11 protein-coding genes and 1 pseudogene are annotated in these 15,840 nt (G+C 72.7%); 11 read left to right on the forward strand and 1 reads right to left on the reverse strand.

Features of this window, described 5'->3' with window-relative positions; translation table 11 throughout:
• Positions 1-292: 292 nt before the first annotated feature.
• Positions 293-1,717 carry an NAD-dependent malic enzyme gene (locus TU30_RS23465; protein WP_042173243.1) on the forward strand — a complete coding sequence of 475 codons (1,425 nt, stop codon included), beginning with the start codon at positions 293-295 and terminating at the stop codon, positions 1,715-1,717.
• A gap of 433 nt (positions 1,718-2,150) precedes the next feature.
• Positions 2,151-2,432 (forward strand): HU family DNA-binding protein, encoded by a 282-nt coding sequence (locus tag TU30_RS23470; protein ID WP_042173245.1) that lies wholly within the window; start codon positions 2,151-2,153, stop codon positions 2,430-2,432.
• Positions 2,433-2,726: 294 nt separating this feature from the next.
• Here TU30_RS23470 and murA read toward each other — a convergent pair whose 3' ends face one another.
• A complete protein-coding gene (gene murA, locus TU30_RS23475) occupies positions 2,727-4,073 on the reverse strand; it encodes a UDP-N-acetylglucosamine 1-carboxyvinyltransferase (RefSeq protein WP_042173247.1) in 1,347 nt (448 codons plus the stop codon).
• 317 nt (positions 4,074-4,390) lie between these two features.
• On the opposite strand from murA, the gene TU30_RS23480 reads away from it, so the two are divergent.
• The 9 genes and pseudogenes from TU30_RS23480 to TU30_RS23520 form a co-directional block, all read left to right on the forward strand.
• Complete coding sequence (locus tag TU30_RS23480) at positions 4,391-4,969, forward strand: YqgE/AlgH family protein (RefSeq protein WP_042173249.1); 579 nt, start codon at positions 4,391-4,393, stop codon at positions 4,967-4,969.
• 29 nt (positions 4,970-4,998) lie between these two features.
• Entirely contained in the window at positions 4,999-5,295 is a 297-nt protein-coding gene (locus tag TU30_RS23485; RefSeq protein ID WP_042173251.1) for a DUF3039 domain-containing protein, read from the forward strand.
• Positions 5,296-5,501: 206 nt separating this feature from the next.
• On the forward strand, positions 5,502-6,794 hold the full coding sequence (locus tag TU30_RS23490) for an extracellular solute-binding protein (protein WP_042173253.1): 1,293 nt from the start codon (positions 5,502-5,504) through the stop codon (positions 6,792-6,794).
• Positions 6,791-7,765, forward strand: a pseudogene (locus tag TU30_RS34490) (carbohydrate ABC transporter permease); the annotation flags it as partial. The gene TU30_RS23490 and the pseudogene TU30_RS34490, both read left to right, overlap by 4 nt.
• Before the next feature lie 40 nt (positions 7,766-7,805).
• Positions 7,806-8,651, forward strand: a complete 846-nt coding sequence (locus TU30_RS23500) for a carbohydrate ABC transporter permease (protein ID WP_042173399.1) — start codon at positions 7,806-7,808, stop codon at positions 8,649-8,651.
• 1 nt (position 8,652) lies between these two features.
• Complete coding sequence (locus TU30_RS23505; RefSeq protein ID WP_042173258.1) at positions 8,653-10,332, forward strand: beta-N-acetylhexosaminidase; 1,680 nt, start codon at positions 8,653-8,655, stop codon at positions 10,330-10,332.
• Positions 10,333-10,635: 303 nt separating this feature from the next.
• Positions 10,636-11,529, forward strand: coding sequence for a xanthine dehydrogenase family protein subunit M (locus tag TU30_RS23510; RefSeq protein ID WP_042173260.1), 894 nt, complete (start codon positions 10,636-10,638; stop codon positions 11,527-11,529).
• Entirely contained in the window at positions 11,526-13,556 is a 2,031-nt protein-coding gene (locus TU30_RS23515; RefSeq protein ID WP_042173262.1) for a 2Fe-2S iron-sulfur cluster-binding protein, read from the forward strand. The genes TU30_RS23510 and TU30_RS23515 overlap by 4 nt, the downstream gene beginning before the upstream one ends.
• Positions 13,553-15,840, forward strand: a 2,288-nt coding sequence (locus TU30_RS23520) for a xanthine dehydrogenase family protein molybdopterin-binding subunit (RefSeq protein ID WP_042173401.1), incomplete at its 3' end; no start/stop codon positions are given. The genes TU30_RS23515 and TU30_RS23520, both read left to right, overlap by 4 nt.

Consider the following 15,840-nt stretch of genomic DNA (forward strand, 5'->3'; position numbering starts at 1 on the left):
CGACCACTTGCCGCGAGGCGAGCATGGCGGGCCGGTGTCACTGAGCAACCGAGAGGCCCATGTCACTTCCGGGTGACATGGGCCTCTCGCGTTGGCCTGCGAGACGTACGGGGCGTACGAACGTCCCCCGACTTCTCGTATGGTGGAACGGCCTTCCGGAGGGTTTCGCAGTTACCCGCTTTCCCTGTGACCAAAACGTTCGCAATCGGATGCGGCTACCACGTACTCGGCGGTAGGTGCGACGATCGGACGGCACAAAGCAGCTACACGGTGAAAGCAGAGGAAGTCGGCCATGGCAACGGCGCCCAGCGTCTCCTACTCGATGACCATCCGGCTGGAGGTGCCGGCGAGCGGAACCTCCGTCTCTCAGCTCACCACCGCCGTGGAATCCTCCGGCGGCACGGTCACCGGCCTCGACGTCACCGCGTCCGGCCACGAGAAACTCCGCATAGACGTCACCATCGCGGCCACCTCCACCGGGCACGCCGACGAGATCGTCGAGAAGCTCCGCGGAGTCGAGGGCGTCAACCTGGGCAAGGTCTCGGACCGTACGTTCCTGATGCACCTCGGCGGCAAGATCGAGATGGCGTCCAAGCACCCCATCCGCAACCGTGACGACCTCTCGATGATCTACACGCCGGGCGTGGCCCGCGTCTGCATGGCCATCGCCGAGAACCCCGAGGACGCCCGCCGCCTCACCATCAAGCGCAACTCCGTTGCGGTCGTGACGGACGGCTCCGCCGTGCTGGGCCTCGGCAACATCGGCCCGAAGGCCGCCCTGCCGGTGATGGAGGGCAAGGCCGCCCTGTTCAAGCGGTTCGCCGGCATCGACGCCTGGCCGCTGTGCCTCGACACGCAGGACACCGACGCCATCGTCGAGATCGTCAAGGCGATCGCCCCGGGCTTCGCCGGCATCAACCTGGAGGACATCTCCGCGCCGCGCTGCTTCGAGATCGAGGCCCGGCTGCGCGAGGCCCTCGACATCCCCGTCTTCCACGACGACCAGCACGGCACCGCGATCGTCGTCCTCGCCGCCCTGACCAACGCGCTGCGGGTCACCGGCAAGGCGATCGAGGACATCAGGGTCGTCATGTCCGGCGCCGGCGCGGCCGGTACGGCGATCCTCAAGCTGCTCATCGCGGCCGGTGTGAAGCACGCCGTCGTGGCCGACATCCACGGTGTGGTGCACGCGGGCCGCGCGGACCTGGTGGACGCCCCCGCCGACTCCCCGCTGTGCTGGATCGGCGACAACACCAACCAGGAGAACCTGACCGGCACGCTGAAGGAGGCCGTGCACGGCGCGGACGTCTTCATCGGCGTCTCCGCCCCGAACGTCCTCGACGGCGACGACGTCGCCGCGATGGCCGACGACGCGATCGTGTTCGCGCTCGCGAACCCCGACCCCGAGGTGGACCCGGGCATCGCCCGCCGGACCGCGGCCGTGGTCGCCACCGGCCGCTCCGACTTCCCGAACCAGATCAACAACGTGCTGGTCTTCCCGGGTGTCTTCCGCGGCCTGCTGGACGCCCAGTCCCGCACCGTCAACACCGAGATGATGCTGGCCGCCGCCAAGGCCCTGGCCGACGTGGTCACCGAGGACGAGCTGAACCCGAACTACATCATCCCCAGCGTGTTCAACGACAAGGTCGCGGGCGCGGTCGCCGGTGCCGTCCGGGAGGCCGCGAAGAACACGGAAGCCCCGGCCGCCCTCGCCTAGGACCCCTGCCGCGGCTGTGACCATCACCACGGCAGGTGTGCGAACGGCGCGTCGTGGAACCCGTGACACACGGCCTCCCTCTAGGGTGGCGGCCGTGACTCGGGCCCCGGCCTCCGCGGTCCGCTGCCGACAGTGGACGCAGCGTTACCGTCGTCGGGCCGTGGGCGCCTCCCGGGTGACTCCCACGGGTGACTCCGGGGTGGTATCGCGGCTCCTGCGAGTGCCGGATTGGCTTTACCGCCGCAGGTAGAGGCAGGATGCTCCACCGGGACCACGTTCAGGGGGCAGCACCTCCAGGGGCGTACGGGCCCGAATAAGTACCCGGGTCCGGGGGACTCACCGAGGACCCTGGCAGCATCGGCTTGGTCGTGCCCCAAGTGCGGCCCCGCCGCGTGGCACGCCCCAACGGCAAGAAGAACACGGGAGTAACAACATGAACCGCAGTGAGCTGGTGGCCGCGCTGGCCGACCGCGCCGAGGTGACCCGCAAGGACGCCGACGCCGTGCTGGCCGCGTTCGCCGACATCGTCGGCGACATCGTCTCCAAGGGGGACGAGAAGGTCACCATCCCCGGTTTCCTGACCTTCGAGCGCACTCACCGTGCCGCTCGCACCGCGCGCAACCCGCAGACCGGTGAGCCGATCCAGATCCCGGCCGGCTACAGCGTGAAGGTCTCCGCGGGCTCGAAGCTCAAGGAAGCCGCCAAGGGCAAGTAATTCCGCCGTTCGTACGTCCCGGGACGGCGTACGACGCACAGCGACGCCAAAGGGGCGGCCACCCGAACGGGTGGCCGCCCCTTTGGCGAGACCGCGACAGGCCGGCGGGCGGGGGACCGGGCTGCCCGGCAGGGCGCCCTGCCGGGCAGCCCGGCCTTCGCCTCCGGCTTCCCCGGCTTGTCCATGCTGTGTCTGTCCGGGGGAGGGCCCTCAGCCCCCCGGCCCGTCGGCCGGGCGGGTGGTGCCGGGCGGGTCGGCCGGGCGGGTGGTGCCGGTGCCGGTGGTGAGCCGGTCTCAGCCGAGGGCCTTGCCGGGCAGCTCGACCTTCGCCCCCAGCTCCCCCAGCTTGTCCATGAAGTTCTCGTAGCCGCGGTTGATCAGGCCGATGCCGTGGACGCGGGACGTGCCCTGGGCGGCGAGAGCGGCGATCAGGTAGGAGAAGCCGCCGCGCAGGTCGGGGATGACCAGGTCGGCGCCCTGGAGCCGGGTCGGGCCCGAGACGACGGCCGAGTGGAGGAAGTTGCGCTGGCCGAAGCGGCAGTGGGAGCCGCCCAGGCACTCGCGGTAGAGCTGGATGTGGGCGCCCATCTGGTTGAGCGCCGAGGTGAAGCCGAGCCGGGACTCGTAGACCGTCTCGTGGACGATCGACAGGCCCGTCGCCTGGGTCAGGGCGACGACCAGCGGCTGCTGCCAGTCGGTCTGGAAGCCCGGGTGGACGTCCGTCTCCAGCGCGATCGACGTGAGCTGGCCGCCCGGGTGCCAGAACCGGATGCCCTCGTCGTCGATCTCGAAGGCGCCGCCGACCTTCCGGTAGGTGTTCAGGAACGTCATCATCGAGCGCTGCTGGGCGCCGCGGACGTAGATGTTGCCCTCGGTGGCCAGCGCCGCGGACGCCCAGGAGGCCGCCTCCAGGCGGTCGGGGAGGGCGCGGTGGTTGTAGCCGCCGAGCTTGTCCACACCGGTGATGCGGATGGTCCGGTCGGTGTCCATCGCGATGATCGCGCCCATTTTCTGCAGGACGCAGATCAGGTCCTCGATCTCCGGCTCCACCGCCGCGTTGGACAGCTCGGTGACGCCCTCCGCGAGGACCGCCGTCAGCAGCACCTGCTCCGTCGTGCCGACGGACGGGTACGGCAGCTTGATCTTCGTACCGCGCAGCCGCTGCGGGGCCTCCAGGTACTGGCCGTCGGCACGCTTCTCGATCGTCGCGCCGAACTGGCGCAGCACGTCGAAGTGGAAGTCGATCGGCCGGCCGCCGATGTCGCAGCCGCCCAGCCCCGGGATGAACGCGTGCCCGAGCCGGTGCAGCAGCGGGCCGCAGAACAGGATCGGGATGCGGGACGAACCCGCGTGGGCATCGATGTCGGCGACGTTGGCGCTCTCCACCCGCGTGGGGTCGAGCACCAGTTCACCGGGCTCGTCGCCGGGACGGACCGTCACTCCGTGCAGCTGGAGCAGCCCTCGGACGACGCGGACGTCGCGGATGTCCGGAACGTTGCCCAGTCGGCTCGGCTCGCTGCCCAGCAGGGCGGCGACCATGGCCTTCGGTACGAGGTTCTTCGCACCGCGGACACGGATCTCCCCCTCCAGCGGGGTCCCGCCGTGGACAAGCAGTACGTCTTCAGCGCCGTTGACGGTCATGAATCTCGCGTTCCGTGGAGGGGGGCAGGGCCAGAAGGGCAAGGGTAGTCGCCCGCAACGCCCGGTCCACCAGTCCGTGCACGGCCCGCTCCCGCCCCCGGGCCGCCACGACACGGGCGGTTTCCGTCCGGACACCCGGGGTCACCGGTGCCACCGTGCGCCGGGGGTGCTCCCGTACGCCCGCCCGGCTCCGGCGGGCCGCTTCGGCCCGCCCCGACGGGCGCCCCACCAGGCCGCTCCCGCGCCGGACGGCCGCGACCACCCCCGTACTCCCATTGCCTCCCCACGGAGGGGGAAGATGCGGGATCATGTCTGGCATGACCGAGGTGTCCTCGCTCACAGGGCGGCTGCTCGTGGCCACGCCCGCCCTGGCGGACCCGAACTTCGACCGCGCGGTCGTGCTCCTCCTCGACCACGACGAGGAGGGGTCCCTCGGCATCGTGCTCAACCGCCCGACCCCGGTGGACGTGGGCGACATCCTGGAGGGCTGGGCGGACCTGGCCGGCGAACCCGGGGTCGTCTTCCAGGGCGGCCCGGTGTCGCTGGACTCGGCCCTCGGCGTCGCCGTCGTCCCCGGCGGGGCCGGGGCGGGCACCACGGCCGCGCCGCTGGGCTGGCGCCAGGTCCACGGCGCGATCGGACTGGTCGACCTGGAGGCGCCGCCGGAGCTGCTCGCCGCCGCCCTCGGCTCGCTGCGCATCTTCGCCGGATACGCGGGCTGGGGCCCCGGCCAACTGGAGGACGAACTGGTGGAAGGCGCCTGGTACGTCGTCGAGTCGGAGCCCGGCGACGTCTCGTCCCCGGTGCCCGAGCGGCTCTGGCGCGAGGTGCTGCGCCGCCAGCGGGGCGACCTGGCGATGGTGGCCACGTATCCGGACGACCCTTCGCTCAACTGAGCCGTGTGAGCTTCAGTACTCTTGGTTTCATGAGCACTCTTGAGCCCGAGCGCGGGACTGGTACGGGGACCCTCGTAGAGCCGACGCCGCAGACCTCCCACGGTGACGGCGACCACGAGCGCTACGCCCACTACGTCCAGAAGGACAAGATCATGGCGAGCGCTCTCGACGGCACGCCCGTCGTGGCGCTGTGCGGCAAGGTGTGGGTGCCCGGCCGTGACCCGAAGAAGTACCCCGTCTGCCCCATGTGCAAGGAGATCTACGAGTCCATGAGCGGCGGCGACGACGACAAGGGCAAGGGCGGCAAGGGCAAGGGCGGCAAGTAGCCGCGCCGGGCTCCGGCCCCCGGGTGCGTGGTGTACGCCCTGGGGGCCTTCGTGCTGCCCGCGCGTCGCACGGAGTGCGTCGGTCGGTCACAGAGTGGTGGCGACCTCTTGTGGGCTCGTTCACCTAGTCCCTAGCCTCCGGTGTTGTTGTGCACGGCGAAACCAGCGTTGCGCATGTTGCAGCGCTTCATCGGAGGAAGCCGTCCATGAAGCTGTCCGTCCGCCTGGTCGCCCTCGCGGCCGTCATCGCCACCGCCGCCTGCGCGCCCCGGACTTCCGGGGATTCCTCCTCCGGCCAGGACGAGAGGACCGGGCCCTTACGCGTCTGGCTCTTCCAGGAGGTGAACAACGCACCCAAGGAAAAGGTCGTCGAGTCCGTCGTCGCCGGATTCGAGAAGGCGCACGACGGCACCGAGGTCACCGTGGAGTACATCCCGGTCGAGACCCGCGCCGAGCGCATCAAGGCCGCCTTCAACGACCCGAAGTCCGCGCCCGACCTCGTCGAGTACGGCAACACGGACACCGCCGGCTACGTGAAGGACGGCGGACTCGCGGACGTCACCGAGGAGTTCGGTGACTGGGACGAGGCCGAGGACACCGACCCGACCGCCCGGCAGTCGGTCACCGTCGGCGGCAGGGTCTACGGCGCGCCGTACTTCGTGGGCGTGCGCGCCCTCTACTACCGCACCGACGTCTTCGACGAACTCGGCCTCGAACCCCCCGCCTCGCAGGCCGAACTGATCTCCACCGCACAGGAGATCCGCGCCGCGAAGCCGGACCTGTACGGCATCGCCGTCGGCGGTGCCTACACCTACGGCGCGATGCCCTTCATCTGGGCCCACGGCGGCGAACTCGCCACCGGCAAGGGCGGCTCGTACGCCTCCGCGATCGACACCCCCGCCGCCCGCAAGGGCATCGAGGCGTACACCTCCCTCTTCGGCGACGACAACTGCCCGGCCGCCAAGTGCGCCGGCATGGGCGGCAACGACACGGTGACCGCCTTCGCCTCGGGCAAGGCCGCCATGGCGATCGGCGGCGACTTCAGCCACGCGGCGATCGAGGCCGGGGCCGTGAAGGGCAAGTACGCCGTCGTGCCGCTGCCGGGCGTGGAGCCCGGTTCCATCGCCCCCGCTTTCGCGGGCGGGAACAACCTCGGTGTCCTGAAGTCGACCTCGCACCGCACCCTCGCCGTCGACCTGATGCGGCGGCTCGCCTCGAAGAAGACGCAGGGCGAACTGTTCGACGCGATGGGCTTCCTGCCGACCTTCTCGGACGTGCGCCGGCAGGCGGCCGCCGAGGAGCCGTTCCTGAAACCGTTCGTGGAGACCCTCGAGGCCGGCACCGAGTTCGTGCCGGCCTCGCCCGCCTGGGCGCAGATCGACGCCTCGCTGGTACTGCCGACCATGTTCCAGGAGGTCGTCAGCGGCAAGAAGGACGTGGACGCCGCCGCGGAGAGCGCGGAGAAGAAGATGAACGAGGCGTTCGGCTCCGCCGGATGACCGCGCCCGGCAGCTCGGGGGGCGTGGACCGTGTACGGCTGCCGGCGGTTCGTGGCCGGCCGCGCCCACGCGACGGCAGCCGCACGTCCGGCACGGCCCCGCGCCCCGCCGGGCGCTCCGGCACCCCCTGGCTCCATCTCGCCCCCGCCCTCGTCGTCCTCGGCGGGCTGCTCGCCTACCCCGTCTACCAACTCGGCCTGATCTCGCTCTTCCACTACACCCAGGCCCAGGTCAGCGGCGGCGAACCGACCACCTTCCAGGGCCTGGGCAACTACGGCGAACTCTTCGCCGACGAGCAGTTCTGGCAGGTGCTGCTCACCACCGTCCTGTTCGCGGCGGCCTGCGTGGCCTCCACCCTGGCCGTGGGCTGCGCGCTCGCCGTGCTCCTCACCCGGGTGCGCGCCGTGCCCCGGCTCGCGCTGATGCTGGCCGCGCTCGGCGCCTGGGCGACCCCGGCCGTCACCGGCTCCACGGTGTGGCTGCTCCTCTTCGACGCCGACTTCGGTCCGGTGAACCGGATCCTCGGTCTCGGTGACCATTTCTGGACGTACGGGAGGTACAGCGCCTTCTCCCTCGTCCTGCTCGAGGTCGTCTGGTGCTCCTTCCCGTTCGTGATGGTCACCGTCCACGCCGGTATCCGCGCCGTGCCCGCGGAGGTGCTGGAGGCCGCCGCCCTGGACGGCGCCTCGCAGTGGCGTGTCTGGCGCTCGGTGCTCGCCCCGATGCTCCGGCCGATCCTGGTCGTCGTCACCATCCAGTCGGTGATCTGGGACTTCAAGGTCTTCACCCAGATCTACGTCATGACCGGCGGGGGCGGCATCGCCGGCCAGAACCTGGTCCTCAACGTCTACGCGTACCAGAAGGCGTTCGCGTCCTCGCAGTACGGCCTCGGTGTCGCGATCGGCGTGGTGATGCTGCTGATCCTGCTCGCCGTCACGCTGGTGTATCTGCGACTGCTGCGCCGCCGGGGGAGGAACTGTGACGCGCGTGAGCCGGGACGGGGTGCGCCGGGTGGATCCTGTGCGCGGGTTCGTACGGCGTCCGTGGCGACTGGCCGCCGGGGCGACCGCGCTGGCGGTCGCCGTGGTGGTGGCCTTCCCGCTGTACTGGATGGTGCTCAGCGCCTTCAAACCGGCCGGCGAGATCGAGTCGGACCGGCCGCGGCCGTGGACCCCGGCCCCCACGCTGGATTCCTTCCGGAGTGTGTTCGGGCAGGAGGAATTCGGCCGGTACTTCCTCAACAGCGTGGTCGTCGCGGTCGCCGTGGTGCTCGCCTCCGCGCTGATCGCCTTTCTCGCGGCGACCGCCGTCACACGATTCCGGTTCCGTATGCGGACCACCCTGCTGATCATGTTTCTGGTGGCCCAGATGGTGCCCGTGGAAGCGCTGACGATCCCGCTGTTCTTCCTCATGCGGGACGCGGGCCAACTGAACACGCTGTGGTCGCTGATCCTGCCGCACACCGCGTTCTCGCTGCCGTTCGCGATCTGGATGCTGCGGGGTTTCGTGAAAGCCGTTCCCGACGCGCTGGAGGAGGCCGCCTGCCTCGACGGCGCGCGCCGCGCGCGGTTCCTGTGGCAGATCCTTTTCCCGCTCGTTCTGCCGGGGCTGGTGGCCACCAGCGTGTTTTCCTTCCTCTCCGCCTGGAACGACTTCCTGTTCGCCAAGTCCTTCATCATCAGCGACACCTCGCAGTCGGCACTCCCGATGGCCCTGCTGGTCTTCTACAAGCCGGACGATCCCGACTGGGGCGGCGTGATGGCGGCGTCCACGGTGATGACGGTTCCGGTACTGGTCTTCTTCGTACTCGTACAGCGGCGCCTGGTCTCCGGCCTGGGCGGCGCGGTGAAGGACTGACATGACAGCACCGACGGAACTGATTCCCGCACCGCGCAGCGTCGTCGCCGGGTCGGGCGAAGTGCGGCTGACGGCGGACTCCCGGCTCTGTGCCGGCACTGCGACGGAGGGCGTCGGACACTGGCTGCGCACCGTGCTCCGGCAGGCCACCGGCCTGCCGCTGCGCGAGGGACGGGAGCCCGACGACACCGGCGGCGACGGTATCCGGCTCCGGCTCGGCTCCGGGCTCGGCCCCGAGGAGTACCGCCTCGTCAGCGACCGGAACGGCGTCCTGATCGAGGGGGGCGGCGCGGCCGGTGTCTTCTGGGGTGCCCAGACGCTGCGGCAGCTCCTCGGCCCCGACGCGTACCGCAGGGCTCCGCTCGCCCGCGACCGGGTCCGGGCCGTGCCGCACGTCACCATCGAGGACGCCCCCCGCTTCCGCTGGCGCGGCCTCATGCTCGACGTCGCCCGGCACTTCACGCCCAAGGAAGGCGTGCTGCGCCACCTCGACCTGATGGCCGCGCACAAACTCAACGTCCTGCACCTCCACCTGACGGACGACCAGGGATGGCGCATCGAGATCGAACGGTACCCGCGGCTGACGGAGGTGGGTTCCTGGCGGACCCGGACGAAAACCGGCCACCGCGCCTCGCCCCTGTGGGACGACACACCGCACGGCGGCCACTACACGCGGGACGACATCCGGGAGATCGTCGCCTACGCGGCCGAGCGGCATATCGCCGTCGTTCCCGAGATCGACGTGCCCGGCCACTCGCAGGCCGCCATCGCCGCGTATCCGGAACTCGGCAACACCGATGTCGTCGACACCTCCTCGCTGACAGTCTGGGACACCTGGGGGATCAGCCCGAACGTACTCGCCCCCACCGACACCACCCTGCGCTTCTACGAAGGGGTCCTCGAGGAAGTCCTGGAGCTGTTCCCCGCCGACGCCGCGGGTCCCGCCGCGTATGCGCCGTCCCCCTCGTTCTCGTCGTTCGTCCACATCGGCGGCGACGAATGCCCGAAGGACCAGTGGCGTGCCTCGGAGGCCGCGCAGAAACGGATCGCCGCTCTCTCACTGGCCGACGAGGACGCCCTCCAGCCCTGGTTCATCGGGCACTTCGCCGGCTGGCTCGCCGCGCGCGGGCGCCGGCTGATCGGCTGGGACGAGATCCTCCAGGGCGGCCTGCCCCCGGGCGCCGCCGTGTCCTCCTGGCGCGGCTACGCCGGCGGGGCCGCCGCCGCCCGCGCGGGACACGACGTGGTCATGTGCCCCGAGCAGCACGTGTACCTGGACCACCGTCAGGACGCGGGCCCCGAGGAGCCGGTGCCGATCGGGTACGTGCGCACCCTGGAGGACGTCTACCGGTTCGAGCCCGTACCGGCGGACCTCACGCCCGAGGAGACCGGGCGGGTGCTCGGCACCCAGGCCAACGCCTGGTCCGAGGTGACCGAGAACCAGGCGCGGGTGGACTACCAGGTCTTCCCCCGGCTCGTGGCCCTCGCCGAGGTCGCCTGGAGCCCGCTGCCCGCGCCCGCGCAGCGGGACTTCGCCGACTTCGAGCGCCGGATGACCGCCCACTACCGGCGGCTCGACGCCCTCGGCGTCGCCTACCGCCCGCCCACCGGCCCGCTGCCCTGGCAGCGGCGCCCCGGCGTGCTGGGCCGCCCCCTCGACGGCGTACCCCCGAACCGGTAGCGGGTACCGGGCCGGTGACGCGCACCCCGGCCGGAACCGGCCATGCGCGGAAGTCCACCCCCTGGTGAACAGGTCGTGCGAAAAGGGTGCAAGTGCCACTGAACCGTTCTCATTCGATCGCACGGGCGATGGTGTGCGAAAACGGTCCAATTGGGCTGTGAGGTGGGTGAACGTCTCCTAGTGGACCCCTGTCCTCGGTGCTCGCGAAGATGTGCCAGAGTTGCCACGTCCGCCCTGTCAGGTCGTACCGTACGGCTGCAACAGGTGGGGCCAGGTGGGGTCGCGGGAAGGGGCTAGTCGGTTTTGAGCACGCACGCACCGCAGGCGGCGCAGTCCGTGACGCTGCCCACGACGCTGGACGAGGCCGTGGCGGCGCTGACAGCCGTGCCCGCCGCCGTGCCCGTCGCGGGCGGCACCGATCTGATGGCCGCCGTCAACTCCGGGCAGCTCAGGCCGACGGCACTGGTCGGCCTCGGCAGGATCAGCGAGATACGCGGCTGGCAGTACCAGGACGGCCACGCGCTGCTCGGCGCCGGCCTCACCCACGCCCGTATGGGCCGCCCCGACTTCGCCGCCCTCATCCCGGCGCTCGCCGCCTCCGCGCGGGCCGCCGGACCGCCGCACATCCGCAACGCGGGCACCCTGGGCGGCAACATCGCCTCCGCCGCCCCGACCGGGGACGCGCTGCCCGTGCTGGCCGCGCTCGAGGCGACCCTGATCATCGCGGGCCGGGGCGGGGCCCGCCGGGAGATCCCGGTGTCGCACCTGCTGGCCGGGATGGACATGCTGCGCGCCGGTGAACTCATCGGCTACGTGCGCGTGCCGCTGCTGCACGCCCCGCAGGTCTTCCTGAAGGCCACCGGCCGCACCGGCCCCGGCCGCGCGGTCGCCTCCGTCGCCCTGGTCCTCGACCCCGCCCGGCGCGGTGTCCGCTGCGCGGTCGGCGCCATAGCGCCGATGGCGCTGCGGCCCCTGGAGGCCGAGCAGTGGGTCGCCCAGCTCATCGACTGGGACAACAACCGCGCGCTCGTGCCGGAGGCGCTGAAGGCGTTCGGGGAGTACGTCGCCGCGGCCTGCATCCCCGATCCGGTACCCGACGAGGACGGCTCCGTCCCGTCGCTGCCGCCCGCGGTACTGCACCTGCGGCGCACCGTCGCCGCACTGGCCCGACGAGCACTGGGGAGGGCGCTGTCGTGACCGACGACCAGCACGGAGAGGGCACGTCCGGCACGTCCCAGGGCGGCGGAGGCCGCTGGGACCCGCTGCCCCAGGGTGACTACGACGACGGCGCCACCGCCTTCGTGAAGCTCCCCGAGGGGGGCATCGACGCCCTGCTGGACTCGATGGAGAGCCCGCTCGCCGCACCCGGCCACGGCTACGTGCCGCCGTCCATCACCGCCACCACCGCGGGCACCGACCCCGCGGGCACCGACCCCGCGGTCGCCGGCGGCTGGGCGGTGCCGGGTGCCCCCGCCGACGGCGTCCAGTGGCACGACCCGCAGGCCGGGCAGGCGGGGGAGGACCCCGGGGCGCAGGCGGCGCAGCAGTACGGCGGCCAGGACCGGTTCACGTACGACCCCGGGGCCTTGGGCCAGTGGCACTTCGAGGAACCGCCCGGCGCCGGCGGCCCGGCGCAGGCGCCGGGTTCCGACGTGACCGGCCAGTGGTCGATCCCCGTCGCCGGCGGCGACCTCCCGGACGAGTCCGGCGAGTTCACCACCTCCGCGCTGGCCGAGCAGTGGGGCGCCACCCCGCCGGTCACCCCGCCCCCCACCCTCCCGGGCGGCGCCTCCGCGCCCTGGGCCGCGCAGGCCATCGGACAGCCGTGGGGCCCCGGAGTGCCGGGCGTGGACCCGGAGCACCACCCCCACTCCGCTCCAGGCCGGGAGCAGGAGCGCGGACAGGACGGGGGCCAGGGCCGCGGGCAGGGCGGCCCGGAGACCGACTGGCGCGCGGAGCACGGCCAGAGGGCCCCCGCGTACGGCCAGGAGTACACCGCCGACCCCGCAGCGGAGCGGACCGACGGGTGGCCCGCCCCGGGGCACGACACCCCGCCCCGGTCGACCGGGGTGCCACAGCCGGCCCCCGCCGAGCCCCACTGGCGGCCCGGCCCCGAGGCCCACCCGGAGGCGGTCGGCGGACCGTCCGCCCCGGAGTTCCGCGAGCACCCGCAGCCGGATCCGGAGGCCGCCGCACGGCCCGCCGACGGGCACGGGCAGGCTCCGGGAGCCGACGGAGCCGACGGAGCCGACGGAGCCGACGAGGCCGTCGCGGACGTCCAGCCGCCCCAGGAGCCGCACGACGCCCAGGAGGGCCCGGGAGCCCCCTCGGCCGCAGCGGCACCCGAGGGCGCCAGGGACCACACCGGGACGTCCCCGGACGGGGACGCCGGACCGGAACCCGCGGCCCCCGAACCCGCCCCGCCCCTCGACACGGGCGCGGACCCGGACGCGGGCCCGGACGTACCCGACGACACGTCACCCGGGCACGAACCGCTCCTCGTCGCCGCGCACGACGACCACCCCCTCGCCTCCTACGTGCTGCGCGTCAACGGCATCGACCGGCCCGTCACCGACGCCTGGATCGGCGAGTCGCTGCTCTACGTGCTGCGCGAGCGCCTCGGCCTCGCCGGCGCCAAGGACGGCTGCTCGCAGGGCGAGTGCGGGGCCTGCAACGTGCAGGTCGACGGCCGGCTCGTCGCGTCCTGCCTGGTCCCGGCCGTCACCGCGGCCGGCAACGAGGTCCGTACCGTCGAGGGCCTCGCCCAGGACGGCCGGCCGTCGGACGTGCAGCGCGCGCTCGCGCGGTGCGGCGCGGTCCAGTGCGGCTTCTGCGTACCGGGCATGGCGATGACCGTGCACGACCTGCTGGAGGGCAACCCGGCGCCCACCCCGCTGGAGACCCGCCAGGCGCTGTGCGGCAACCTGTGCCGCTGCTCCGGCTACCGGGGCGTGGTGGACGCCGTCCAGGAGGTCGTCGCCGAACGCGAGGAACTCGCCGCGCACGCCGAGGACGACCAGGACGACCAGGACGACCAGGACGACCAGGACGAGGACCGGGACACGCACCGGGGCACGGGACCGGAACACGGATCCGGCGGCGGGACGGGCGAGTTCCGCATCCCGCACCAGGCAGGACCGGGCGCCGGCGGCGTCGGCCCCGCCGCCTTCACGGACCCCGGACCGCATGACCGGCCGCACGGCCGGGACGGAGGCCAGGCATGAGCAACGAGGCCGCCACCGTGCAGGCCGCACGGACCACGGAGGACGCCGCCGGGACGGAGGCGCCCCCGCGCGGGCTCGGTGTCTCCCTGCCGGCCGCCGACACCCGCGCCCAGACCGAGGGCACCTTCCCGTACGCCGCCGACCTGTGGGCCGAGGGCCTGCTGTGGGCGGCCGTGCTGCGCTCCCCGCACCCGCACGCGCGGATCGCGTCCATCGACACCACCCACGCCCGCGAGATGCCCGGCGTGCACGCCGTCGTCACCCACGAGGACGTCCCCGGCACCCCGGTGTACGAGCGCGGCCGGTCCGACCGCCCGGTCTTCGCCTCCGACGTCGTACGCCACCACGGCGAGGCCATCGCCGCCGTCGCCGCCGACCACCCGGACACCGCGCGGATGGCCGCCGCCGCCGTCATCGTCGAGTACGAGGTGCTCGACCCGGTGATCGACCCCGAACAGGCCTTCGAGGCCGAGCCGCTGCACCCCGACGGCAACCTGATCCGCCACATCCCGCTGCGCCACGGCGACCCCGACGCGGCCGGTGAACTCGTCGTCGACGGCCTGTACCGCATCGGCCGCCAGGACCCCGCGCCCATCGGCGCCGAGGCCGGACTCGCCGTTCCCCGCCCGGACGGAGGCGTCGAGCTGTACCTGGCCTCCACCGACCCGCACGGCGACCGGGACGAGGCCGCCGCCGCGTTCGACCTGGACCCCGAGCGCGTGAAGATCGTCGTCACCGGGGTGCCCGGCGCGACCGCCGACCGCGAGGACCAGAGCTTCCGGCTGCCGCTCGGCCTGCTGGCGCTGAAGACCGGCTGCCCGGTCAAACTCACCGCCACGCGCGAGGAGTCCTTCCTCGGGCACGCCCACCGCCACCCCACCCTGCTGCGCTACCGCCACCACGCCGACGCCGAGGGGAGGCTGGTGAAGGTCGAGGCGCAGATCCTGCTCGACGCGGGAGCCTACGCCGACACGTCCTCGGACGCGCTGGCCGCCGCCGTCTCCTTCGCCTGCGGCCCCTACGTCGTCCCGAACGCCTTCATCGAGGGCTGGGCGGTCCGCACCAACAACCCGCCCTCCGGCCACGTGCGTGGCGAGGGCGCCCTGCAGGTGTGCGCCGCCTACGAGGCGCAGATGGACAAGCTGGCCAGGAAACTCGGCCTCGACCCGGCCGAACTGCGCATGCGCAACGTCATGGCGACCGGCGACGTCCTGCCCACCGGCCAGACCGTGACCTGCCCGGCCCCGGTCGCCGAACTCCTCGAGGCGGTGCGGGACCACCCGCTGCCGCCGCTGCCCAAGGACACCCCCGAGGACGAGTGGCTGCTGCCCGGCGGCCCCGAGGGCGCGGGCGAACCGGGCGCGGTGCGCCGCGGTGTGGGCTACGGCCTGGGCATGGTGCACATGCTCGGCGGCGAGGGCGCGGACGAGGTGTCCACGGCCACCGTGAAGGTCCAGGACGGGGTGGCGACGGTGCTGTGCGCGGCCGTCGAGACCGGCCAGGGCTTCACCACGCTGGCCCGGCAGATCGTCCAGGAGATCCTCGGCGTCGACGAGGTGCGGGTGGCCCCCGTGGACACCGACCAGCCCTCGGCCGGCGCGGGCAGCCGCGGCCGGCACACCTGGGTGTCGGGCGGCGCGGTGGAGCGCGCGGCGAAGATGGTCCGCACCCAGCTCCTGGCGCCCCTGGCCCACAAGTTCGGCATGTCCGCCGAACTGCTCCAGATCAGCGACGGCCGGATCACCTCCTACGACGGCGTGCTGTCGACGCCCGTCGCCGACGAACTGGTGGGCAAGGAGCTGTGGGCCACCGCCCAGTGCCGTCCGCACCCCACGGAGCCCCTGGACGAGTCCGGCCAGGGCGACGCCTTCGTCGGGATGGCGTTCTGCGCGATCCGCGCGGTGGTCGACGTCGACATCGAGATCGGTTCCGTACGGGTCGTGGAACTGGCCGTCGCCCAGGACGTGGGGCGGGTGCTGAACCCGGCCCAGCTGGCCGCCCGGATCGAAGCGGGCGTCACCCAGGGCGTGGGGGCCGCGCTCACCGAGAACCTGCGCACACCGCGCGGTCTGGTCCGGCACCCCGACCTCACCGGCTACGCCCTGCCGACCGCCCTGGACGTGCCCGACATCCGGATCGTGAAGCTGGTCGAGGAACGGGACGTGGTCGCGCCGTTCGGCGCGAAGGCGGTCAGCGCGGTGCCGGTGGTGACCTCGCCGGCGGCCATCGCCGCCGCGGTCCGCGCGGCCACCGGCCGCCCGGTCAACCGCCTGCCGATCCGCCC

This window comes from Streptomyces sp. NBRC 110035 (assembly GCF_000829695.1).
GTDB lineage: Bacteria > Actinomycetota > Actinomycetes > Streptomycetales > Streptomycetaceae > Streptomyces.

Bases quoted from the DNA above. Each gene is read 5' to 3' on its own strand.
- TU30_RS23465 (WP_042173243.1), top strand. From the start codon at position 293: ATGGCAACGGCGCCCAGCGTCTCCTACTCGATGACCATCCGGCTGGAG.
- TU30_RS23470 (WP_042173245.1), top strand. From the start codon at position 2,151: ATGAACCGCAGTGAGCTGGTGGCCGCGCTGGCCGACCGCGCCGAGGTG.
- murA (WP_042173247.1), bottom strand. From the start codon at position 4,073: ATGACCGTCAACGGCGCTGAAGACGTACTGCTTGTCCACGGCGGGACC.
- TU30_RS23480 (WP_042173249.1), top strand. From the start codon at position 4,391: ATGACCGAGGTGTCCTCGCTCACAGGGCGGCTGCTCGTGGCCACGCCC.
- TU30_RS23485 (WP_042173251.1), top strand. From the start codon at position 4,999: ATGAGCACTCTTGAGCCCGAGCGCGGGACTGGTACGGGGACCCTCGTA.
- TU30_RS23490 (WP_042173253.1), top strand. From the start codon at position 5,502: ATGAAGCTGTCCGTCCGCCTGGTCGCCCTCGCGGCCGTCATCGCCACC.
- TU30_RS23505 (WP_042173258.1), top strand. From the start codon at position 8,653: ATGACAGCACCGACGGAACTGATTCCCGCACCGCGCAGCGTCGTCGCC.